Origin of the sequence: Malikia sp., assembly GCF_028687635.1 — a bacterium.
GTDB lineage: Bacteria > Pseudomonadota > Gammaproteobacteria > Burkholderiales > Burkholderiaceae_C > Malikia.
Genome location: NZ_JAQTZS010000002.1, coordinates 58,418 through 80,801, shown reverse-complemented (window position 1 = coordinate 80,801; position 22,384 = coordinate 58,418). Strand labels below are relative to the sequence as shown.

The 22,384-nt window shown below is 64.1% G+C and carries 20 protein-coding genes; 3 read left to right on the top strand and 17 right to left on the bottom strand.

Features of this window, described 5'->3' with window-relative positions; all coding sequences use genetic code 11:
- Positions 1-16: 16 nt before the first annotated feature.
- The 17 genes from PHR85_RS01865 to flhD all read right to left on the bottom strand — a co-directional run bounded on the left by PHR85_RS01865 (position 17) and on the right by flhD (position 17,979).
- Entirely contained in the window at positions 17-1,576 is a 1,560-nt protein-coding gene (locus PHR85_RS01865; RefSeq protein WP_300049733.1) for a chemotaxis protein CheW, read from the bottom strand.
- Positions 1,577-1,607: 31 nt separating this feature from the next.
- Positions 1,608-3,512, bottom strand: a complete 1,905-nt coding sequence (locus PHR85_RS01860; protein WP_300049731.1) for a methyl-accepting chemotaxis protein — start codon at positions 3,510-3,512, stop codon at positions 1,608-1,610.
- A gap of 311 nt (positions 3,513-3,823) precedes the next feature.
- A complete protein-coding gene (gene cheY / locus PHR85_RS01855; RefSeq protein ID WP_300049729.1) occupies positions 3,824-4,213 on the bottom strand; it encodes a chemotaxis response regulator CheY in 390 nt (129 codons plus the stop codon).
- A gap of 66 nt (positions 4,214-4,279) precedes the next feature.
- Complete coding sequence (locus PHR85_RS01850; protein ID WP_300049727.1) at positions 4,280-5,362, bottom strand: chemotaxis response regulator protein-glutamate methylesterase; 1,083 nt, start codon at positions 5,360-5,362, stop codon at positions 4,280-4,282.
- 25 nt (positions 5,363-5,387) lie between these two features.
- Positions 5,388-6,008, bottom strand: coding sequence for a chemoreceptor glutamine deamidase CheD (gene cheD / locus PHR85_RS01845; protein WP_300049725.1), 621 nt, complete (start codon positions 6,006-6,008; stop codon positions 5,388-5,390).
- Between the two features lie 25 nt (positions 6,009-6,033).
- On the bottom strand, positions 6,034-6,885 hold the full coding sequence (locus PHR85_RS01840; RefSeq protein WP_300050060.1) for a CheR family methyltransferase: 852 nt from the start codon (positions 6,883-6,885) through the stop codon (positions 6,034-6,036).
- Between the two features lie 23 nt (positions 6,886-6,908).
- Entirely contained in the window at positions 6,909-9,062 is a 2,154-nt protein-coding gene (locus PHR85_RS01835; RefSeq protein WP_300049723.1) for a methyl-accepting chemotaxis protein, read from the bottom strand.
- A 39-nt stretch (positions 9,063-9,101) separates the two neighbouring features.
- Positions 9,102-9,608 (bottom strand): chemotaxis protein CheW, encoded by a 507-nt coding sequence (locus PHR85_RS01830; protein ID WP_300049721.1) that lies wholly within the window; start codon positions 9,606-9,608, stop codon positions 9,102-9,104.
- A gap of 55 nt (positions 9,609-9,663) precedes the next feature.
- Positions 9,664-11,517: a chemotaxis protein CheA gene (locus PHR85_RS01825; protein WP_300049719.1), complete on the bottom strand. Its 1,854-nt coding sequence runs from the start codon at positions 11,515-11,517 to the stop codon at positions 9,664-9,666.
- Positions 11,517-12,317, bottom strand: a complete 801-nt coding sequence (locus PHR85_RS01820) for a protein phosphatase CheZ (RefSeq protein ID WP_300049717.1) — start codon at positions 12,315-12,317, stop codon at positions 11,517-11,519. Before PHR85_RS01820 ends, PHR85_RS01825 begins: the two co-directional genes overlap by 1 nt.
- 21 nt (positions 12,318-12,338) lie before the next feature.
- A complete protein-coding gene (locus PHR85_RS01815) occupies positions 12,339-13,874 on the bottom strand; it encodes a methyl-accepting chemotaxis protein (protein WP_300049715.1) in 1,536 nt (511 codons plus the stop codon).
- Between the two features lie 145 nt (positions 13,875-14,019).
- Entirely contained in the window at positions 14,020-14,886 is an 867-nt protein-coding gene (gene motB / locus PHR85_RS01810) for a flagellar motor protein MotB (protein ID WP_300049713.1), read from the bottom strand.
- A 2-nt stretch (positions 14,887-14,888) separates the two neighbouring features.
- Complete coding sequence (gene motA / locus PHR85_RS01805) at positions 14,889-15,749, bottom strand: flagellar motor stator protein MotA (RefSeq protein ID WP_300049711.1); 861 nt, start codon at positions 15,747-15,749, stop codon at positions 14,889-14,891.
- A 36-nt stretch (positions 15,750-15,785) separates the two neighbouring features.
- Complete coding sequence (locus tag PHR85_RS01800) at positions 15,786-16,217, bottom strand: CBS domain-containing protein (RefSeq protein ID WP_300049709.1); 432 nt, start codon at positions 16,215-16,217, stop codon at positions 15,786-15,788.
- Between the two features lie 4 nt (positions 16,218-16,221).
- Entirely contained in the window at positions 16,222-17,091 is an 870-nt protein-coding gene (locus tag PHR85_RS01795; protein WP_300049707.1) for a methyltransferase domain-containing protein, read from the bottom strand.
- The gene (gene flhC / locus PHR85_RS01790) at positions 17,063-17,662 is read right to left on the bottom strand and encodes a flagellar transcriptional regulator FlhC (RefSeq protein ID WP_300049706.1); all 600 of its coding nucleotides are present in this window, start codon (positions 17,660-17,662) and stop codon (positions 17,063-17,065) included. The genes PHR85_RS01795 and flhC overlap by 29 nt, the downstream gene beginning before the upstream one ends.
- Positions 17,662-17,979, bottom strand: coding sequence for a flagellar transcriptional regulator FlhD (gene flhD, locus PHR85_RS01785; RefSeq protein ID WP_300049704.1), 318 nt, complete (start codon positions 17,977-17,979; stop codon positions 17,662-17,664). The genes flhC and flhD overlap by 1 nt, the downstream gene beginning before the upstream one ends.
- Positions 17,980-18,280: 301 nt before the next feature.
- On the opposite strand from flhD, the gene PHR85_RS01780 reads away from it, so the two are divergent.
- The 3 genes from PHR85_RS01780 (at position 18,281) to PHR85_RS01770 (ending at position 22,031) form a co-directional block, all read left to right on the top strand.
- Entirely contained in the window at positions 18,281-19,456 is a 1,176-nt protein-coding gene (locus PHR85_RS01780; RefSeq protein ID WP_300049702.1) for a RimK family alpha-L-glutamate ligase, read from the top strand.
- Positions 19,457-19,462: 6 nt separating this feature from the next.
- A complete protein-coding gene (locus PHR85_RS01775) occupies positions 19,463-20,554 on the top strand; it encodes a phosphoserine transaminase (RefSeq protein WP_300049700.1) in 1,092 nt (363 codons plus the stop codon).
- A gap of 88 nt (positions 20,555-20,642) precedes the next feature.
- Positions 20,643-22,031, top strand: coding sequence for a glycosyltransferase (locus PHR85_RS01770; protein ID WP_300049698.1), 1,389 nt, complete (start codon positions 20,643-20,645; stop codon positions 22,029-22,031).
- Positions 22,032-22,384: the final 353 nt, after the last annotated feature.

The window sequence follows — 22,384 nt, the reverse complement described above, 5'->3', positions numbered from 1 at the left end:
CACACCTCCATCGGATTCAGCCGAGCAAGTCGCTCAGTCCCTCGACATCCTGCCCGTCGAGCAGACGGGAGGGATCGAGCAGCTGGATCAGGCGTTTCTGCTTTTCCAGGTTGGCCACGCGACCGATCAGGCGGGCCTGCTCGCCCGACAGGCGCGGCGCGGCGCTGATGGCCGAGCGGTGGATCTTGAGCACCTCGGTCACCGAATCGACGATGAAGCCCGTGCGCACGCCGTCGAACAGGAACACCATGATGCGCTGGCGGTCATTGCGCTCCTGGGCCGGCAAGCCCAGGCGCACGCGCTGGTCGATCACCGGCAGCACCGAGCCCCGCAGATTGATCACGCCCTCGACAAAGGCCGGCGCGCGCGGCACATGCGTGAGCACCTCGGGCACGCGCACGATTTCCTGCACGCTGTCGATCGGCACGCCAAACTCCCCCTGGTCCAGACGGAAGACGACCATCTGCTCTTCGTCGTCGGTGTCTTGCTGCTTGTCCAAACCGTTTTCCTCGCTCGTCTGGTCCTCGACCGCTTTGATGGCTTCCTTGACCGCGCGGCGGCGGAACATGTTGTCGGCCGAGATGATCGAGACCAGCCGCTTGCCGCCGTCGATGCGGCAGATCTGGCTGATGTCGGACATGTCGTCCTCGCGCGCGAGCAGGGCCGGCATCGGGTCGACCACGCTCTTGTTGACGCGCAAGACCTCGTTGACGGTATCCATGACGACGCCGACCGAGACCCCGCCCAGGGACACGACGACGATGCGGCCGCTTTCCTGGTTGACCTGCTCGGGCAGCCCGAACATGCGGCGCAGCGAGACCAGCGGCAGCAGGCGCTGACGCAGGGTCATGACGCCCACCACATGGGCCTGCGAGCCCGGCACACGCACGATGTTGTCGGGCATCTGCACGATTTCCTGCACGTTCTCGATCGCGATCGCGTATTCCTGGCCCGCGACGGCAAAGCTCACCAGCTGCAGCTCGTCGCTGCTGTCCTCCAGGTCGCCGCGCTGGCGCGGCAAGGTGTCGGCCTGATGGGCGCCGAGGCGGTTGGAGCCGCCACCGGCCAGCGCGGCGATTTCGGCGAACTCGCTCGCGATCACCTTCTCGAAGTCGAGCACCATGGTCATCGGATGGCCGCCGACGTCCTTGAGCAGGCCCTTGAGCAGCCGGCTGTTGACGGTGGCGGAAATGGCGTCGACATCGGACATCTGGTGCGACTCGACGTTGACCACGCTGGCGACGCGGTCGACCACGAAGCCCAGCGGCTGCCCCAGGTCGATCACGACGGCGCGGGTGGCGTCGTCATGGGCGCGCTCCTCGAAGCCGAAGGTGCGCGCGAGCGAGACGATCGGCAAGACCTTGCCGCGCAGGTTGGCCAGGCCATCGAGGGCGCTGGGGGCCATCGGCACGCGCACGGTCTCGGGCACCCGGATGATCTCCTGCACCGGCGCCATGTCGACGGCAAAGACCTCGTTGTTGCAAATGAACGTCACGAACTGGCGCGTCAACGACTCGACGGTCGAGCCGCCATCCGCCACGCCATCCGCATCCGTCCGCTGTTGGACTTCAGTCATTCAGGTCTCCTGCGACGATGGGGGACATCGGTTAGGCTTGCAGCTCGTCGGCCAGGGAAGCGATTTCCTCGATCGCGGCGGCCAGTTCCTCGGCGCCCTGCGACTGCTGGCGCGCGGCGGCGGCCGACTGGAGGGCGGCCTTCTCGGCTTGCTGCGCGGCGGTGGCGATCTGCTCGACACCGGTCTTGACCTGGACCACGGCGGCGGCCAGCTCGTTGGAGGCGGCCAGGATTTCGTTGCTGCTCTTCTCGACCACGGCGATGTCGCCCTCGATCGCCAGCAGGTTGAGGGTCGTGCCCTTGGCCTTCTCGACCTCGGCCACGGCGGAGGCGACGATCTCGTCGAGGTCACGGCTGACGACGCCGATCTGGTCCTGCACGTTCTTGACCAGGTCCTTGATGCGGTCGGCGTTCTCGGCCGAGTCCTGGGCCAGGTTGCGGATGTCGGTGGCGACGACCACGAAGCCCTTGCCGAACTCGCCGGCGCGCGCGGCTTCGATCGAGCCGTTGACGGCCAGCATGTTGGTCTGGATCGACACGGTGGTGATCGCATCGACGATCTTGTCGATGCGGCGCGACACCAGCTCCAGGTCCTTGACCTGGCGCAGCGAGGACTTGGTGGACTCGGCCGAGGCCGCGATGCCGGCAATCAGGCCATCGACCGCGGCCTTGTTGACGTCGAGCAGCCGTTTGATCGCATCGACGCGCTCGCCCGAGGCGGTGGCGCGCGACAAGCCCATCTGCAGGCCCTTCTCGAGCTGGGTCACGGCGGCGGCCGACTCCTCCGAGCCGGCGGCTTGCACCTGGGCGGCGCGGCGGATCTGCTCGATCGCGGTCGAGATCTGGACGCTGGCGCGGTTGATTTCCTGCACCGCCGAGCTCAGTTCCTCGGCCGCCGAGGCGACCTCCTCGGCGCTCTTGGCGACATCGGTGGAATTGCGCAGATCGTCGGCGATGTCGGCCAGCGCCTTGGCGGCCTGCTCGCTTTGCGCCAGCGCCTGGGTCTGCTCGGCGACGGTCTTGGTGCTTTCCTCGGCGGCGGCGGACTGCTCCTCGGCGGCGGCGGCGATGTTCTCGGAACCCTTGAGCGCCTGCGCGGTGGCGACCGCCGACTGCTGGGCGCCCGAGGCGACTTCGGTCACGGCCTTGACGATCTCGATCGCATCGAGGCGGATCAGCTCCAGCTGCTCGGTGATGACGTGACCGTTGGCGGCTTCGCTCTCGATGGTCTTGGCCGAATTGTTGATGCCCTGGGCGATCGATTTCACCTCGCCCTGGATCTGGGCCACCAGGTCCTGGATCTGCTGGGCGCTCTTTTCCGAGGTCTCGGCCAGGGTACGCACCTCGTCGGCGACCACGGCAAAGCCCTTGCCATGCTGGCCGGCGCGAGCGGCTTCGATCGCCGCGTTGAGCGCGAGCAGGTTGGTCTGGTCGGCGATGCGGACCACGGCCTTGACGATGTCGCCGATGTTGGCGGCCTGCTTTTCAAGCTCGGCCACCATGGCCACGGAAGCGGCCTGGCGCTGGGCGGAAGCCCCGACGTTGGTGACCAGGTTGGCCACATCGGCCCCGGTCTTGACCACCAGCACCTGGGTCGCCTGGGCCTTGGCCTGGCTGAGCTCGGCGTTCTGCTGCTGGCGCGTCACCGCCACTTCGATCTGCTTGAAGGCGGCCAGCGATTCCTGGGCGGCCCCCGCGGCCTCCTCGGCACCGGCGGCGATCTGGTCGCTCGCGCTCTTGAGCTCCTCGGAGGCGGCCGAGGCTTCGTTGATGCCCGAGGACAGCTGGGCCGAGGCCGCGGCGATGCGCTCGGCGACCTGCTGCTGCTTGGCCAGCGTGCGCGCGCGCTTGCGCTGCGCGTCGGCCTCGCGGGCAGCGGCGGCACTGGTTTTGATTTCGCTGCTTGCAGCGACCAGGGTGGCATTGGTTTTCTTCATCAGGGCCATCAATATCTCCAAGCAAGAAAGGGGTAGGAATGGCCTAGATTACATACAGCCATCTAGGCCATGGTATGACTGGACCCGGACAGCAAAGCACAGAACATCGTGCTTATTTGGCGGCTCTTTGATATATCAGTGTTGGCGCCGCCTACAACTGTCATTTTTATAATTCTTCAGGCAAGCCAATCAGGCCTGGCGCAGTCATGGTTAACCGTGCCGCCAGGAATGTCAGATCGGCCACGGCGCGCAGCGGCGGGGCGCCCATCTTTCGTGGCGCACCCGCGGTGGGCGCCGCCTGGCTCGACGGCTCAGGACTTGAGCTTTTCGAGGATCTTCTTGATCTTTTCGTCGAGCGTCGAGGCCGTGAACGGCTTGACGATGTAGCCGCTGGCGCCCGCCTGGGCGGCAGCGATGATGTTTTCCTTCTTGGCCTCGGCCGTCACCATCAGCACCGGCATGGCGGACAGCGCGGGATCGGCGCGCACCGCCTGCAACAACTGCAGGCCGTCCATGACCGGCATGTTCCAGTCGGAAATCAGGAAATCGTAACTCTCGCGCTTGAGCTTGGCCAAGGCGGCGGAGCCATCCTCGGCCTCATCGACGCTGGAATAGCCCAATTCCTTGAGCAGATTGCGAACGATACGGCGCATGGTCGAAAAGTCATCGACGACCAGGAATTTCAGATTGCTGTCAGCCATGTTGTAGTGAAATGAGAATGTTGGGGAAAATGGGACGGACTGGCCGGGCCGTGCCGTCACGGGAGATCAGACCCGCAGGGAACGTCCCCCTTGACGGCCCAGGTGGTCGAGTACCATGCCCGCCAACCGGTCGATCGGACCGACTTCGTGGGTGGCGCCAACGGCGATCGCCTCCTTGGGCATGCCGAACACCACGCATGAGGCCTCGTCCTGGGCGAAATTGTAGGCGCCCGCCTTTCGCATTTCGAGCATGCCTTGCGCGCCATCCTTGCCCATGCCCGTCATGATAACGCCAACCGCATTCTTGCCCGCCTGGTGGGCGGCGGAGCGGAACAGCACATCCACCGAGGGGCGGTGCCGGTTGACCGGCTCGCTCTGCTCAAGCTGGGTCATGTAGTTGGCGCCACTGCGCGCCAGCAGCAGATGGGAGTGACCCGGCGCCAGATAGGCATGACCCGGCAGGATCCGCTCGCCACCTTTCGATTCGACCACACTGATGCGGCACAGGCTGTCGAGCCGGCGCGCAAACGAGGCCGTGAAGCCTTCCGGCATGTGCTGGGTGATCAGGATGCCCGGACAGTCGGGCGGCATCTGGATCAGGAAATCCTTGATGGCCTCGGTGCCGCCGGTGGAGGCGCCGATCATGATCAGCTTCTCGCTGCTGATCAGCCGGTTGCCAATGTTCGGTCGCTCAGCCACGGCCGGTGCCTTCTGGCCCGGCAGGGGTCGGGGCCGCTGGGCGATGCGCGATTTGGCCTGGTAGGCAGCGCGCAGCTTCTCGATGATCAGGTCGGCGTATTCGGTCAGGCCGCTCTTGATCGAGAGCTTGGGCTTGGCGACGAAATCGACCGCCCCGAGTTCGAGCGCGCGCAGGGTGATCTCGGAGCCGCGCTCGGTCAGCGAGGACACCATCAGCACCGGCATCGGGCGCAGGCGCATCAGCCGCTCCAGGAAGTCGAGGCCATCCATGCGCGGCATCTCGACATCCAGGGTCAGCACATCGGGATTGGTCTGCTTGATCAGGTCGCGGGCGACCAGCGGATCGGGCGCGGCTCCGACAACCTGCATGTCGGGCTGGCTGCGGATGATCTCGGTCAATATGCTGCGCACCAGCGCGGAATCGTCAATGATCAGTACTTTTATAGTCATGTCTGTGGCGGGTCGACAGGGTCAATCAGAAAAGGTCGATATCGCCGCTGACCGGCTGCTTCTCGATGCGCGTCTTGAGGCTGCGCTGGTATTCGCTCTCGCGCGTGATGATGGTGCTGTCGACGCTCTGCTTGAGCTTGCGCACCATCACCTTGCCATCATGCGGAAAGAAGCAGACCTTGCGCGGATAGATGTCGAGCAGGTCCTCGACCAGCACCGGGATATTGTCGGTCTTGAGGTAGTTCAGCACGAAACGGGCGTTGCGCGCGCCGACATTGATCGAGGTCATGCCGGGCAGCACATTGCCGCCGCCAAAGACCTTGGCTTCGAGGTTCTCGCGCCTGGCCCCGGCCTTGAGCAGATCGTTGATCAGCACCTCCATCGCGTAGGAGCCGTAGCGCATGGACTCGGAGACGGGGCTGTCGCTGTCGGCCGAGTTGCCGGGCAGCAGGAAATGGTTCATGCCACCAATGCCCCGCACCCGGTCGCGGATGCAGGCGGCCACGCAAGAACCCAGCAGCGTCGTGATCATCAGCTTCTGGCCGGTGTAGAAGTATTCGCCCGGCAGCACCTTGACGGCGTCAAAGCCGAACGTGCGGTCGAAATACTTGCTCTGTGCGACCGACTTGACGTCCATATCAACCATGCTCAGCTTTCATTCAGGTGGCCGATCAGCGACGCAGACCACGGGTTGGTTGATAGACGGTTTTTCCGATCAGGGAAAACTCCGTCGTGACGAAGGAAAGATTTTCCGAATGCCCGGCGAACAGCAAGCCCTGGGGATTGAGCAGCGGGGCAAACCGGCTCAGGATCTTGCCCTGGGTCGGCTTGTCGAAGTAGATCATCACATTGCGACAAAAGATCGACTGGAACGGCCCCTTGATGGACCAGTTGTCGTCGAGCAGGTTGAGCTGCTTGAAGGTGATGAGGCGGCGCAGCTCGGGACGCACCCGTACCTGGCCCGACTGCGGCCCCTTGCCGCGCAGGAAATAGCGCTTGAGTTGCTCGCTCGGCAGCGAGCTGACGCGATCGAGCGGATAGATCGCGGCCTCGGCCCGGGCCAGTACCTGGGTGTCGATGTCGGTCGCCAGGATGCGCACCGGCGGCGTCAGCGTGCCGAAGGCTTCGCACAGCGTGATGGCAATCGAATACGGCTCCTCGCCGGTGGAGCTGGCGCAACACCAGACCTCGATCGGCTCGCTCTGCGCCTTCGCGTGCTCGGCCAGGATCGGGAAGTGGTGCGACTCGCGAAAGAACGAGGTCAGGTTGGTCGTGAGCGCGTTGGTGAACTGCTCCCACTCGCGCCCGTTGGGATCGGCCTCGAGCGCGGCCAGGTAGACCTCGAAAGAGCTCAGGCCGAGATCGCGCAAGCGGCGCGACAGCCGGCTGTAGACCATCTCGTGCTTGCCGCTTCCGAGGGCGATGCCGGCGCGCGCGTAGATCAGGCGCCGCACGCGCTCGAAGTCGGCCGGCGTGAACAGGAACTCCTTGCGCTCGGACGCCGATCCCGCCGGGGCGGCCATGGCTGGTAATGTGGTCGCCACGATCAGAACTCTTCCCAGTCGTCATCGCTGGCCGCGACCGGCGCCGGCTTGGCGCTGGAGCCACTGGCCAGGGGCGCGCGAGCGACCTCCACGCCAGGGCTGGGCTTGGCGAGCACCGGCCGCTTGAGCACCGGCGCGACGACAGGCTTGCTGGCGGGGGTCACAGGCTTGCGCGCCTGAACCGGCTCGGTCGCTGGCCGGCGCGGTTCGGTGACGCGGGGCGTCTCATCCTGCGTCACCCTGAAGCTGCTGACGAGCTCGCGCAAATGGCTCGACTGCTCGGTCAGGGCCTCGGCGGCGGCGGCGGCCTGCTCGACCAGCGCGGCGTTCTGTTGCGTGACCTGATCCATCTGCACGATGGCCGCATTGACCTGCTCGATGCCGGCGGTCTGTTCGATGCTGGAGGCCGACACCTCACCCATGATGTCGGTCACTCGCTTGACGCTGGCGACCATCTCGTGCATGGTGTCGCCGGTCTGCCCGACCAGCGTGCTGCCCTGCTCGACCTTGCCGATCGACTCGGCGATCAGGGTCTTGATCTCCTTGGCGGCGACCGCGCTGCGCTGCGCGAGGTTGCGCACCTCGGTCGCCACGACCGCGAAGCCCCTGCCCTGCTCGCCCGCCCGGGCGGCCTCGACGGCCGCGTTGAGCGCCAGGATATTGGTCTGGAAGGCGATGCCGTCGATCACGCCGATGATGTCGCCGATCTTTTGCGCCGAGGTGCTGATCGCGCGCATGGTCTCGACGACCTCGGTCATCTGCGCTCCACCGCGCAGCGCCACGTCCGACGCCGAGCTCGCCATGCCGTTGGCCTGGCGCGCGTTGTCGGCGTTCTGGCGCACGGTCGCGAGCAGCTCCTCCATCGATGAGCTGATTTCCTCGATCGCGCTGGCCTGGCGCTCGGTGCGGGCCGACAGGTCGGCGTTGCCGGCAGCGATCTGGCTGGAGGCATCGACCACCTGGTCGGCGCTGCCGCGCACCTGCCGCACCATCTGCTGCAGGCTGGCTTGCATCCCGGTCATGGCATGGACCAGGCTGCCTTCGACCGCGTCGCGGGTGGTGAGGGACGTGGTCAGATCGCCATGGGTGATGGTGCCGACCCAGCGCATCACGTCCAGCGGCTCGCCGCCGAGCTGGCGCGTCACCGAACGGCCACCGAGCAGCGAGATCAAGGTGCCGACGACCATGGTCACGGCCATGCCCGCGAGCACCAGCATCAAGGTGCTCCAGTCGGACTTCAGACGCTGGGCCAGCAGCTCGTCGAGCAGGGCCAGGCTGGCATCGGCGAGCGCGAGTTGCTGGTTGATCGATTCGGTCGTGGCCTGGAAATAGGCATCGGCCGGGTAGTCCAGCGGGCTGCCGGGCGAGAGCTTGTCGCGCACCAGCGTCATGACCTTCTGCGAGGCCGCCGATGCCGACAGCACCTGCTCCTTGAGGCGGGCGGAAACCTTGGCGTTGGCGAAGCTGTACTCGAAACTGCTGTGCGCCCGCGTCTGCGACTGCAGACCCAGCGCGAGCAGCACGCCGACCTGAAGCTCGTCCTGGGCCGCCATCGCCTTGGCCGTCAGCAGGCCCGAACCGATCGCGCGCAGCTGACCTTGTGCTTCGGACAGATTGAGCACCTCGCTCGCGGCCACGATCAGGTAATGGTTCTCGGCTCGCGGATCGAGAATGAGTTGCGCATCGTTGAGGATGCCACCGAACACCTTGAAAGCCTCGGCGATCACGGCCGTGTGCTCGGCAAAGCTCTCGGCGCGGGTCGTGCCGCTGGCGTCGAGCCGGGCGCGCAATGCGGCCCAGCGCTGGGTCAGCTTGTCCCATTGCGCCTGGGTCGCCGCGCTGGCCTGCGCCTTGACGTGGCCCTCGACCTTGCCCTGGCTGTCCTCGAGCGAACGCGCGACCGTCTTGAGCTTGTCCGCCGCCTGCGCATTGCCCGCCAGACGCATCGAGGACAGGCCACGGTGCTGCTGCAGGTACTTGATCACGTCGATCATGTCGCGCAGCGGCTGCACCCCGCGCTGCTCGGTCTCGGTGTCCATGAGCGCCGGCAGCTCATGCCTGAGAAAGGAATAGGTCGGCAGCGCCGCCAGCAACAGGGACATGCAGCCCACGAGCAGGAAACGGTAGCTGACCTTGATCTGGTTGAGGAAATTCATCAAGGTTTCCGGGAAAAGGTGCGCGGGGCTGCGGCCCCGTCAGGCCGCGACCGAGTCGATCAGGCCCATCTCCGAGCTCGACATCAGCTTGTCGATGTCGATCAGGATCAGCATGCGGTCGTCATGCGTGCCCAGCCCCACCAGGTAGTCGGTGCTGAAGGCGGCGCCCATTTCCGGCGGCGGCTTGATCTGCTCGTCCCTGAGCGTGATCACGTCCGAAACGGTGTCGACCACCATGCCGACCACCCGGCCCGCGATGTTCAGGATGATCACCACGGTGAGCTGGTCATAGACCGGCGTGCCCAGGTTGAACTTGATGCGCATGTCGACAATCGGCACGATGATGCCGCGCAGGTTCACCACGCCCTTGATGAACTCGGGCGCGTTGGCGATGCGCGTGACAGGCTCGTAGCCACGGATCTCCTGCACTTTCAGGATGTCGATGCCGTACTCCTCCTGTCCCAGCGTGAACGCCAGGAACTCGCGACTGGCGCCATCTTGGCCCAGGGCCGATGCGGCCTTGTTGTTTGTCGAGCTTTGCAGCATGTTTGATTCTCCAACCGTTCAAAATCAGTTCAGACCCGCCTCGATGCGAGAGGGGTCAACGCCCGCCCGCGAGCAAGAAGGCCACGTCCAGGATGAGCACGAGCGTGCCCTCGGCCGAGCGCGCCGTGCCCGCGATGCCGAGCGCCGGCATGGCCGTCAGCGGCTTGATGACCAGATCCGCCGTCCCCTCGATCGCGCACACCCCGAGGATATAGGGCTTGGGGCTGGCGACCACGACGCCAATCTGCTCCTCCCGAGGCTCGTAGCCCAGCACGTTGGCCAGGGAGCGCAGCGGCATCGGCCGTCCTTGGTCGCGCACCACCGGCAGACCGCCCACGCTCAGCAGCTCCTCGGGCAGCTCGATCACGCGCTCGACCGCCGACATCGGCATGCCCACCAGCACCTCGCCCGCGCTGACCAGCATGGTCGGCACGATCGACAGCTCGATCGGCAGACGGATCGAGAAACAGGTGCCCTCGCCCAGGGTCGACTCGATGCGGATCGTGCCACGGTGCTTCTCGACCGCGGTCTTGACCACGTCCATGCCGACGCCGCGGCCAGAGACGCTGGAGGCCTGGTCCTTGGTCGAGAAACCCGGCAGGAAAACCAGTTGCAGGGCCTCCTCGGTCGTGCTGGCCTCGTGCTCGCCAATCACCCCCTTGTCGAGCGCCTTGCGACGCAGACGATCCGGGTCCATGCCCGCGCCGTCATCGGCCACCTCGATCACGACGCTGCTGGCCTCCTGCCAGGCACGCAGTGAAATCTGCGCCTTGGCCGACTTGCCAGCCGCCAGTCGCCGCTCCGAGGACTCGATGCCGTGATCGAGCGAGTTGCGCAGCATGTGCACCAGCGGGTCGTAGAGGCTGTCGACGACGACCCGATCGACCTCGGTCTCGGCGCCCTCGATCACCAGCTCGACTTGCTTGCCGAGATCGCGCGCCAGCTCGCGCACCAGGCGCGGAAAGCGCTGGAACAGCCGGCCGACGGGCTGCATGCGGGTCGCCAGCGTGGCGCGCTGCAGTTCCGCGGTATAGCGCGCGGCGCGCTGCAGCGTTTCAGCCAGCGCGGCCATCAAGGGCATCGCCTGGTCTTCCTGCTTGAACGGCAGCAGCTTTTCCAGCAGCGCGCTGGCCTGGTTGGCCGCCTGCACCGACTCGCCCGCCACCTCGAGCAGGGCGTCGAGCTTGTCGGCGCGCACGCGCAGACTCTCCTCCTTGGAGGAAACCTGCTGCTGCCCTTCATGGGCGGGCGCGGCATCGCCACGGCGATCCTCGGATCCCTTGCGGCGGTCCGGACTGGTGGTCGCCTCGGGAGCCGGCTCGGGCGGAGCCTGCGACTCGGGCGGAGCCGGCTCCGACGGCGCGCTAGCCGGCTCCGGCGTGGCCTGGGTCGCCGGCAGCAGGGCCTGATAGTAGGCGAGCCAGTCGATCTCGCCAGGCGCGGGTGTCGATGCGGCCACCGGAGTGGCATCTGCAGCGGGCATGGGCGCCGCAACGGCCGCCACAGCGGGCGCCGGTTGTCCGATGCCGGCAATCACCTGCGTCAGATCGTCCTTGAGCTCGGTCGGCATGGCTGGCAGCTGATCGATCGGGGTGTCCTCGGCCAGCGCATTGAGCTGATCGGCCACGAAGCCGCTGGCACGCAGCGCCACGTCGATCGCCTGCGGGGTCACGGCCGCCTTGCCGTTGCGCAAGGCATCGAACAGGTTTTCGGTCAGGTGGCAGGCCGCCACCACAGCGGGCAGGTTCATGAACCCGGCACCGCCCTTGATGGTGTGGAAGGCACGGAAGACCGCGTTCAGAATATCGAGATTATCGGGACGCTGTTCGAGCGCCATCAGGTTTTCGTCGACCTCTGTCGCGAGCTCCAGGGCCTCGACGACAAACTCGTAGAGCATGTCGTTGTCCATCAGAACCCCAGGTCTCCGAGCAGGCTGTCCACGTCATCCTGCATCATGGATGCCGTCGGCACGTCAGGCCCCGACAACAGGTTGACGGTAGCAAAGCCGCGCTGGATGGTAGGCGCGTAATCGCGCAACATCTGGGTCAGCTGGAGCTCCAGATTACTCGTCAAGCTCACCACCTTCTTGATGATCTGGCCGGTGATGTCCTGGAAATCCTGCGCCATCATGATATCCATCAGGTGAGCCTTCTCGGCCTCTGAGTTATGCACCACCGCGGCGCTGAAGTCGCGCGAGTCGGCGGCCAGTTGCTTGAATTCGTCGACGCTGAGACGGCCCTCGAACATGGCCTCCCAGCGCTGCGACAGCGCCTGGGCCTGCTGGACCTGCGAATCCTGGGTCGGCAGGCTCTCGTCGACCGCGTTGAGCACCTTGTTGGCGGCCTGCTCGGTCAGGGAGGCAATGTACTTGAGCCGCTCCTGCGAATCGAACACCTCGTGCACGGCATCGAACAGCGAACGGTCTTGGCCCAATTCGTGCAGGGCATCGTGAAGCTCGCGCACGATGACTCCCAGGCGTTGAAACATGGGCACCTGCTCTCCTTCCGCTGGTGGCAGGCAGTTCGAGGCCGGCGGCGTCTCCTCTGCGGGCTTGAGCTCTTGCGCGGGCGCTGACTCTTGCGCCGGCTCGGGCGCAGCAGGCTCGGGCATGGAGTCAGCCGCCTGCGCCACGGGCTCGGCAGCGTCAGGACGCTGCGCCACTATGGAGTCGAACAAGGCATCGAGATCATCCACCAAATCGTCGCTCATCTCTTCATTCCTCTTAAATACTCACACCGCGGAGCGCGCGAGCTTGAAAACTTCCACCGCACGTTGCAAGTGGATCGCCCGCTGGACCATGTTCTCGGAAGCCACCGCCGTTTCCTCGACCATGGCGGCATTCTGCTGGGTCACCGAATCCAGATGCAGCACCGCCGTGTTGATCTGGGACATACCCTGGCTCTGTTCATTGGACAGAAGGGACAGGTCACGCATGATCAACGCGACGTTATTGACGGCCTTGACCACTTCGCCCATGGTCGAGGTCGCCTCACCCACCTGGCGACTACCGGCTTGTACCTTGTCGATCGAGTCACCGATCAGCAGCTTGATCTCCTTGGCCGCCGCCGCCGAACGCCCGGCCAGACCACGCACCTCGCCGGCCACGACGGCAAAACCACGCCCTTGCTCGCCGGCGCGCGCTGCCTCGACCGAGGCATTGAGCGCCAGGATGTTGGTCTGAAACGCGATGCCATCGATCAAGGCAATGATATCGATGATTTTACTGGCCGAATCGCTGATTTCATTCATCGTGGCACCAAAGTTTGCAATTACCTGACCACCCCGCTCCGCGATGGTCGATGCCTCCGACGCCAGCTGGTTGGCCTGGTCGGTGCTGTCCGCGCCCTGGCGCAGGTTGGCGACGAACTGTTCGATGCTCGCGGCCGTTTGCTCCAGACTGGCCCCCTGGGCTTCGGTGCGCTGTGACAGACTCGTGTTGCTGGCGGCGATCTCCGAGGCGTCACCCTTGATCGAGTCCACGCTGCCACGCACGTCGCGCACGATGGCATTGAGGTTCACCGACACCTGCATGAGCGCGCGCAGCAACTGCCCGACCTCGCCGGTTTGCCGGAACTCGATCTGCTGGCTCATGTCGCCACCGGCGAGGGTGCGCGCGACCTGCGTCGCCTGCCGCAGCGGCCGCAGCAGCCGCCTGAACAGCGTCACCCAGAACCAGCCGACCAACAGCAGTCCCCCGCCCGCCAGTGCCCCCAAGGCCCCGCTGGAGGGAACATGGCCGAACCAGGCGACCAAACCCAGACCCGCCAATCCTGCGGCCTGGACAGCCAGCCCCAGCCCCAGCTGGGTGAACAGTCCCAGATGGGCCAAATCCGACAACCAACCGCGCAGGCCGGTATGCACCACCTGGCCATGGCGTATGGCCAGGCCCTGCGCGCGGCCCTCGCGGAACTGGCGATAAATCGGCTCGACGGCCGCGATGGACTCGCGGGCGGGCTTGTTGCGCACGGACATATAGCCCGTGACCCGCCCCCCCTCGTAGATCGGGGTCACATTGGCCTGTACCCAGTAGAACCCCCCGTCCTTGCGCCGGTTCTTCACCAAGCCCGTCCAAGGAATGCCCTCATGGAGGGTATTCCAGAGGTCCTCGAAGGCCTCTGGTGGCATGTCGGGGTGGCGCACCAGGTTGTGCGCCTTGCCCAGTAACTCGTCCTCGTCAAAACCACTGACTTCGATGAAATACGGGTTGACATAGGTGATACGCCCCTTCGGATCGGTCATCGACACGATGGCCTGGGTATCACTCAACTGGTATTCGTGATTGTTGACGGGGTGGTTAATGCGCATGACAATGATAAAAACTACTGAGGCTGCAAGCAGCCTCTTGATACTAGTACCTGGGTCATACCTCGATCGCCGAAGCAGCGATCAAAGAAGACTCAAACTCCGGGCATCAGTCGACCTTCAGCGTGGTAGTCTGCATGCTTCCTTCGTTGCGCGCAGCATCTTCGGCCCGCTTGTTCAGCACGATGATGCTGATGCGGCGATTGATCGGGTTGTGGTCGTTGTCCGGGTCGAGCAGCACCGCCGAGGCCAGGCCGATCACCCGCATCAGCCGACCCTCGTCCAGCCCCCCGGCGACCAGCACCCGGCGGGCGGCGTTGGCCCGCTCGGCTGACAGCTCCCAGTTGCTGTAGCTCTTGTCACCGCTGGCATAAGGCGTGGCATCGGTATGCCCGGACAGGCTGATGCGGTTGGGCATGCCGTTGAGCGCAGGGGCCAGCTCGCGCAGGATTTCGCGGGTATAGGGCTCCATCTCGGCGCGCGCCAGCTGGAACATCGGCCGGTTCTTCTCATCGACAATCTGGACCCGCAAGCCCTCGGTCGTGACGTCGATCAGCAGCTGATGCTTGAACGGACGGAGCTTTTCATTGCTTTCGACGAGCTTTTCGAGCGTGCCCTTCATGGACTGCATCTGCGACGCCTCGGCGCGCTCAAGCGCCTGCTTGGGATCGAGCTGTTCATCTCCGCCGCCGGGCTGCTTGGCGTTGGGGTCCTTGCCGCCCCCCTCCAGGATGATCGCGCTCTGCCCCACGCTGCTGCCGCCCATCATGGCCACGAGCAGCGGGGTCGAGAAATACTCCGAGATCCCCTTGAGCTTGTTCTTGTCCACCGAACCCAGCAGCCACATCAGCAGGAAGAAGGCCATCATGGCCGTCATGAAGTCCGCATAGGCGACTTTCCAGGCGCCACCATGGTGGCCGCCGGCCACCTTCTTGATGCGCTTGACAACGATGAGAGGTCTGTCTTTTTCCGCCATGCTTACTTGGACTTGGATTGCTTGATTTCTTCTTCCATGTCGGAGAAGCTCGGACGCTCGGTCGAGTACAGCACCTTGCGACCGAACTCGACGGCGACCGAGGGCGGCATCCCGTTCATGCTGGCGAGCAGCGTGATCTTGATGCACTGGAAGGGCTTGGACGACTCGTGCAGCTTATGCTCAAGCAGACCGGAGAGCGGAGCGATGAAACCGTAAGCGAGCAAGATGCCCAGGAAGGTACCGACCAGCGCGTGGCCGATCAGTATGCCGAGGTCGCCCGGGGGCAGGTGCAAGGACTCCATCGTATGCACCACGCCCATCACCGCCGCCACGATACCGAAGGCCGGCAAGCCATCGCCAAGCCTGGCCATGGCGTGCACCGGCACCTCGCCCTCGTGGTGATGGGTCTCGATCTCGTTGTCCATCAGGTTCTCCATCTGGAGCGGGTCCATGTTGCCCGACACCATCAGGCGCAAATAATCGGCAATGAACTCCACCAGATGGTGGTCGGCCTGGATCATCGGATACTTGCTGAAGATCGGGCTGTCCTCGGGCTTCTCGATGTCGCCTTCGATCGCCATCAGGCCCTCGCTGCGCGCCTTGGACAGCAAGGAAAAAAGCAGCAGCAGCAGCTCCAGATAAAGCGCCCGCTGGTACTTGGAGCCCTTGAACAAGCCGGGCAAGGCCTTCGCCGTGGCCTTGAGCGCCTTGATGTCGTTGCCCACCACGAAGGCCCCCAACCCGCCACCGAAGATCATCAGCACCTCAAGCGGCTGCCACAGCCCACCCAGATGGCCGCCAGCCAAGGCGTAACCGCCGAATATCGACCCCAGAACGATCACATAACCAAGAATCACGAACACAAGATCACCTCAGAAAAACAGGGCTCAGCAGGCCCGTCACCGCGCCCCACGCCCGGGCGGGACGCAGGCGCACAGGGTGGCGCAAATGGCCTCGAAATGGCGGATCAGGTCGCCGCGCGTGACGATGCCGACCGGCACCCCCTCGTCATCGAGCACCGGGATGCAACCGATCCGGTGGAACTGGAACAGTCTGACCGCATCGATGGCCTGCGCATTGCGGTGCAGGCTGTGGGGGTGGCGCGTCACCGCCTGATGCACGCGCATGTTCAAGGTCGCCAGATCGCGCGTGGTGTACATGTTCGAATTGACATAGGGACTGAGCCGGATCAACACATCGCGCTCGCTGATCACACCGACCAGGCGCCCCTCGTCCACCACCAGCACATGGCGCAGGTGCGCTTGCTCGAAAATCTCGCGCACATCGCCCAGGGCATCATCGAGGCCGACCATCACGACCGGCGACGTCATCAGATCACTGACCAGCATATTCACCTCGCCCGACGGGCCTGAGCACCCGATCCACTTCCATCCGCCAGGCATACAACGGGGGAATACCTCGCACACCCGAGCCCGGCAGCGGCCTGACCGATTGCCCCGGCACGCCAAACTCACAGCTCACCAGACAGGCACCCGGCCTGAGCTGACGCGACGCCTGCGCCCACAGGGCCGGCATCGCGGCCGGCGACAGATAGGCGAACACCAGATCATAGTCCGCCCAATCATGGCGGCGGTAATCACCGCGCACGAACGCACAGCCGCTTCGTTGCCAGCGCGCGCGCAGCCAGCTCACCAGCCAGGGCAGAGGCGCGACCTCGATCCCCACCACCGAGCAGTCGGGCCGCCGTGCCGCGAGCGCCAGCCCCAGGCCACCCATGCCGCTGCCGAGGTCGAGCACCCGCTGGCCGGATCGCGGCGACAACAGACGCCCGAGCAGGATCCAGACCGCGGGCTGCGACGGAAAATAAGGGACTCGCGTCAGACAATTGGACCAATACAGGGCCACCAGCAGCAGCAAGGGCAGCAGGAACCAGTCAGGCGACCAGGACTGGGCCAGGGTGTAATGTGTCGCCACGGGAAACACGGCATTGATCATCAGCCACCAAAGCGGCAGCGCGCAACACCAAGCCAGCGCAGCGGCCAGGACGCCATGGCACCAGGCCTGCAGCTCGTCCGATCCGCCGCCCATCGCCGCCGGCCACCAAGGTGACAACAGCCGCAGCGAAATCCAGCTCAGCAACAGCAGCGCCAGCGCCACCCATTGCGGACGCGGACCGGCCCAGCGGCGCAGCCGGTCGATCCATGACCATGACGCCTCAGGCCCGTGCGAGTGCAGCGACCTCATCGAGCACCTTTCGTGTCTTGCCGGCACGAGAAGGCACCTTGCATAAGCCGCAAACGAACTGGTAGTGCCCCTGCGGCAGGATCAGGTACTCACCACGACAGCAGCGGCAGCGCGCCGTCGTCAACATGTTGCTGCCCAGGAAACGCATCAAGGTCCAGGCCCGCGTCAGCGACAGCACCGGATCATGGCCCGGCTCCGGCGGCATCTGTTCCAGATAGAGGCGGTAGGCCTTGACGATGATCTCGATGCCCTGCTCGCTCGTCCCCGCCTGCAACTGCCGATGGATGGCCACGAACAGCGAGGCGTGAATATTGGGTTGCCAAGTCAGGAACCAGTCGACCGAGAACGGCAGCATGCCCTTGGGCGGCGAGCCACCGAGCACTTCCTTGTACAACTTGATCAGGCGATTGCGCGACAGCGAGGTCTCGGCCTCCAGCAGCTGCAAGCGCGCACCGAGCCTGAACAGGTCGACCGCCAGCTGGGTCTCCCTGACCTCGTTCAGGACACTCTTGACCTGAACCACAGGCTCGCGGCCAGGCTCGACCGCAGCGGCGCGCGGTTTCGACGCCATCAGCGGATCTCCTCCAGCGCCTGACCCGCCAGCAGAATCGCGGCATGCGCATGGGACTGGCCGCGCTCCTTGCGGTCATGGGTGAGCATGCCCAGGATCACGGCGTCGTCGAAGCGAAAGCGCGTCAACATCACCGGACTGCCCGCCAGCTTGATGATCTGGGCGGCACTGAGCCCCTCGATCAACTGCGCGATCTCCTGGCTTAGACCGAGGCGGTAGACCGCCATCGACTTGTCGGCACGAATCATCTGCTGCGCGAGCAGCAGGTAACTCATGTTCATATCCTTAATTTCAGCCACCAGCTGTTGCGTATCCATAACTTTTCCTTAGCTTAACGGCCCCGTGCACTATCTATGTTACAAAATTTAGGTTTCATCGCTATGAAAACAGGCACTTGCACTTCGCTTATTAACATATGTTGCATATTTTCGCGTATCCAAAGCAGAAAATCAAGCCAAAGCGACCCCAAGCGGCGGAACAAGCCACCAAAAAGTGATCTGTTCGCGCAACGCCAGGGCCGCAGAGTCGGCTAGAGTGCGAGGAGAACTCGCATCCTGGCCCTCCATGCTCCCCACCCGCCCTGCCGCCCCATCCCCCCTCCTTGGCCTTGCGCACCTGATGCGTCAAAACACGGCGGGCACCTTGATGGCGCCACTGGCGCAAGCGCTGATCGCGCGCGCCAGCGACGACCCCCATGAAGCCGGCGCGCTGATGGACGCCAGCGTGATCCTGCAGTTCTATGGCGAGTCCGAGCTGGCGCGGCTGCTGCAGGCCGAAGCGCTGAAAGTGCAGCCGCATTACTGCCAGCCCGCCGCGCGGCCCGCCCGGCTGCGGCTGCTGATGCTGATGGCGCCTGGCGGCATCGCGGACAACGTGCCGCTCGAATGCCTGCTGGAAGACTCCGACATCGAGCTGCATCATTATTACCTCACCGACGCGGACGATGACCTGAGCCGATTGCCGGATCACGACCTGCTGTTCGTGGCGCTGTGCGAGACCGAGGCCAACCGCCCCCTGCTGCGGTCACTCGCCCGCCGGCTGACGGGCTGGCCCAGGCCGGTCCTCAACGTCCCGCGGCACATTCCCCGGGTGGCACGCGACAGCGCCTCGCGCCTGTTGTCGGCCCTGCCCGGCGTGCTGATGCCGCCCAACCTGCGCCTGCCGCGCGCGCGGTTGCAGGCCCTGGCGCAGGCCGACGGCGCACAGGCCGCGGCCACGCTGGGGCTGGCCTTTCCGCTGATCGTGCGCCCGATGGACTCGCATGCCGGCCACCACCTGTACAAGGTCGACAGCCCGGCCGAGCTGGCCCGGGCGCTCGAACAGATGCCGGGCGATGAAGGCTTCGTGGCGCCCTTCATCGACTACCGCGACGCCGACGGGCAGTTCCGCAAGTACCGCGTCATGCTGATCGGCGGGCGCCCCTACCCGGCCCACGGCGCCATCTCCAGCCACTGGATGATTCACTACGTCAACGCGCACATGGCAGAAAGCGAGGCCAAGCGCGCCGAGGAGGCCCGCTTCATGGCCGACTTCGACACCGGCTTCGCCCAGCGCCACGGCGCGGCGCTGCGGGCCATGGACCAGGCCCTGGGGCTGGACTACTGGGGCATGGACTGCGCCGAGACGGCCGACGGCCGGCTGCTGGTGTTCGAAGTGGACACGGCCATGGTCGTGCATGCCATGGACCCGATCGACCTCTATCCCTACAAGCAGCCCGCCATGCAGCGGCTGTTTGCCGCCTTCCGCGACCTGCTGTTCCAGGCCGCGGGCCGCCCCACCCCCAAACTGGCCTGAACATCCGTGAAGAACGAACTGAACTTTTCCGGCGGACCGGGCATCCTGCCCGCCGAGGTGCTGACCCAGGCCCAACAGGCCATCGGCGAGGTGCCCCAAGTCGGCCTGTCCATCCTCGGCATCAGCCACCGCTCCGACTGGTTCGCCCAGGTCGTGGCCGAGGCCGAGGCCAATATCCGCACCCTGCTGCGGCTGCCCGACAGCCACGCGGTGCTGTTCCTGCAGGGCGGCGCCACGCTGCAATGGACCATGATCCCGATGCTGCTGTTGCGCGGCAGCGGCAAGAGCGCCGACTACCTGAGCACCGGCTACTGGAGCGCCAAGGCCATCGCCGAGGCGACACTGGAAGGCCCGGTGCGCGTGGTCTGGGACGGCCAGGCACAGGGCTACCACCGGCTGCCCCGCGCGACCGAGCTGGCCTGCTCGCCCGATGCCGCCTACCTGCACTATGTCTCCAACGAGACGGTGGAGGGCACCCAGTTCCATGAGCTGCCCGGCCACGACAGCGTGCCGCGCGTGTGCGACATGTCGTCGGACTTCCTGTCGCGCCCGGTCGACATGGATCGCTACGACATCCTCTACGCGCACGCGCAAAAGAACCTCGGACCCGCCGGCGTGACGGTGGTGATCATCCGCAAATCACTGCTCGACCATGCGCCGGCGGGCATCCCGGCGCTGCTGGACTACCGCACCCACCTCAAGGCCGGCTCGATCTACAACACACCCCCCGTGTTCGCGATCTATGTGGTGCTGCTGGTGACGCGCTGGCTGCTGCGCGAGGTCGGCGGGCTGGAAGCCATGGCCGCCATCAACCAGCGCAAGGCCGACGCGCTGTACGCCGTGCTCGACGAATACCCCGAGCTCTACCGAGGCTGGGCCGCGCGCGAGGACCGCTCCCTGATGAACGTGGCGTTCAAGCTGCCGACACCGGAGCTGGAGCGGGAATTCCTGCGGCGGTCGGAACTCGAAGGCTTCAGCGGACTGGCCGGCCACCGCTCGCTCGGCGGCATCCGGGCCTCGATCTACAACGCCATGCCGCTGGCGTCGGTGGAGGCGCTGTGCGGGTTCATGCGGGGGTTCGCGGCAGGCAACGGATAACGGCAGATTCAAAACTGAAGTTCGATACCAACCATACCAGATCAATGCAGCTGCCAGCAAGATCAGTTATCCCAATAAATTCTCAGAAATGATTCCAAAAATTCTTCACTTCATATGGGTTGGGGACGAAACCAAACGCCCTGACAACTGCATCAACACTTGGGCCATTCTTAATCCAGAGTATCAGGTGAAAATCTGGGGAAACACCCAACTCAATGAAAACCTATGGGTCAATTCAGACCATATGCGGCAGATGTACCAACGCGAATTGAATGGCGTTGCCGACATGATGCGATGGGAGATTCTTTATGCAGAAGGCGGAATCGTCTTGGATGCAGACAGCATTTGCATTCGCGCACTGGAAGATGAACTACTTGACTGCGAGGCCTTTGCGTGCTGGGAAAGCGAAATGGCGCGACCAGGCCTGATAGCAGCCGGGTATGTTGGCAGCATACCTGAAAATCCGTTCATTGGCAAGATAATATTGGATATTCACGACGCACCCTCGGTTGTCAACGACATGGCATGGAAGACAGTCGGTCCCCAGCGCCTGACAGATTCCTATCGTCGCCACCAATACCATGCATTACGCATCTACCCCAGCCACTATTTCATTCCAGAGCATTACAGCGGATTAAAATACCAGGGATCCGGACCAGTATATGCCCATCAAATGTGGGGCAGCACCAGGAAATCCTATGGTGAAATACACCTCCAGGAATTCAACATGCCGGAGCAGGATAAGAATACAGCCAAGAACCAGGCGGAATCCGAAGCACCTACAAAAGAAAACAATTCTTCGATACCAGAAAAAACAAGAGGAATCGATACCTCACCACTGGAATCAAGGCACGATCCATACTTCGTGCAGCGCGTCAGCGTCAGCAATGAACTTGTTGACGTAAGCCGCTTTGATGTATTCAAGAAACTGTGCGAAGGACGCCGAGTGCTGCATATTGGATGTGCTGACTGGCCCATCACGAACCCTGCGACATCCCTTCATGTCGCACTGGAATCCTGCTGCGAAAAACTGGATGGGTATGACATTCATGCAGAAGCCATATCCGCCCTCGCACCCTACACAAAAGGAAATCTTTACTCTCGATTCGACGACATCAAGGACGAATATGATCTCGTACTGGTGCCAGAAGTCATGGAACATGTATCCGATGTCAGTGGGTTCCTGGACCAGCTGAAAACATTAAAATCGCCCTGCATTGTAATCACGGTACCGGACGCCTACCAGTGCCAGAAGAATCATTTCGATTACATAAAAAGCACTCAAACCTTCGTGGAAGTAGTACATCCGGACCACAACTGCTGGTACACCCCCTACACGTTGGAAAATACCATCAAGAAATACACGAAATGGAAAATGGAAGGAATATGGTTCTTTAACAGGATCTCTCTTCTGGCGATAATAAACACATCGAATCAATTTCAAGAAAAAAGCCACCAACCCGATCATGCGGCATAAGTCACCGAATCGCGTTGAAGACAGGATACATCCCGTTCCGGGCTGTTGACCTGAGTTTTCTGATGAAGGCTGCGGCATTTTCCAGTGATCCGCTGGATGACCTGTGGCGATCTGATGGCCGAGACCATCGGCCAGCTCAAGCCAAGGGCTGGCTCGACGCGGCCAGCACCGGCGCCCCTCACGCGGATCTGTAGCCGCGTACCCCATCCCGTCCGGAGCGGTGCAGCATGCCCCCCAGGCCTACACCGTGGTCGCATGCACTTGTCCAAGCTCCTGCAGTACCTTGGGCACATCCGGGAAAAGCTGTCGCACATCGACCTCACCCATGGCCAACATGGCTAACACGCCCGGGT

Coding starts and splice junctions, on each gene's coding strand:
- PHR85_RS01865 (WP_300049733.1), bottom strand. CDS start 1,576: ATGACTGAAGTCCAACAGCGGACGGATGCGGATGGCGTGGCGGATGGC.
- PHR85_RS01860 (WP_300049731.1), bottom strand. CDS start 3,512: ATGAAGAAAACCAATGCCACCCTGGTCGCTGCAAGCAGCGAAATCAAA.
- cheY (WP_300049729.1), bottom strand. CDS start 4,213: ATGGCTGACAGCAATCTGAAATTCCTGGTCGTCGATGACTTTTCGACC.
- PHR85_RS01850 (WP_300049727.1), bottom strand. CDS start 5,362: ATGACTATAAAAGTACTGATCATTGACGATTCCGCGCTGGTGCGCAGC.
- cheD (WP_300049725.1), bottom strand. CDS start 6,008: ATGGTTGATATGGACGTCAAGTCGGTCGCACAGAGCAAGTATTTCGAC.
- PHR85_RS01840 (WP_300050060.1), bottom strand. CDS start 6,885: ATGGCCGCCCCGGCGGGATCGGCGTCCGAGCGCAAGGAGTTCCTGTTC.
- PHR85_RS01835 (WP_300049723.1), bottom strand. CDS start 9,062: ATGAATTTCCTCAACCAGATCAAGGTCAGCTACCGTTTCCTGCTCGTG.
- PHR85_RS01830 (WP_300049721.1), bottom strand. CDS start 9,608: ATGCTGCAAAGCTCGACAAACAACAAGGCCGCATCGGCCCTGGGCCAA.
- PHR85_RS01825 (WP_300049719.1), bottom strand. CDS start 11,517: ATGGACAACGACATGCTCTACGAGTTTGTCGTCGAGGCCCTGGAGCTC.
- PHR85_RS01820 (WP_300049717.1), bottom strand. CDS start 12,317: ATGAGCGACGATTTGGTGGATGATCTCGATGCCTTGTTCGACTCCATA.
- motB (WP_300049713.1), bottom strand. CDS start 14,886: ATGGCGGAAAAAGACAGACCTCTCATCGTTGTCAAGCGCATCAAGAAG.
- PHR85_RS01800 (WP_300049709.1), bottom strand. CDS start 16,217: ATGACGTCGCCGGTCGTGATGGTCGGCCTCGATGATGCCCTGGGCGAT.
- PHR85_RS01795 (WP_300049707.1), bottom strand. CDS start 17,091: ATGAGGTCGCTGCACTCGCACGGGCCTGAGGCGTCATGGTCATGGATC.
- flhC (WP_300049706.1), bottom strand. CDS start 17,662: ATGGCGTCGAAACCGCGCGCCGCTGCGGTCGAGCCTGGCCGCGAGCCT.
- flhD (WP_300049704.1), bottom strand. CDS start 17,979: ATGGATACGCAACAGCTGGTGGCTGAAATTAAGGATATGAACATGAGT.
- PHR85_RS01780 (WP_300049702.1), top strand. CDS start 18,281: ATGCGTCAAAACACGGCGGGCACCTTGATGGCGCCACTGGCGCAAGCG.
- PHR85_RS01770 (WP_300049698.1), top strand. CDS start 20,643: ATGATTCCAAAAATTCTTCACTTCATATGGGTTGGGGACGAAACCAAA.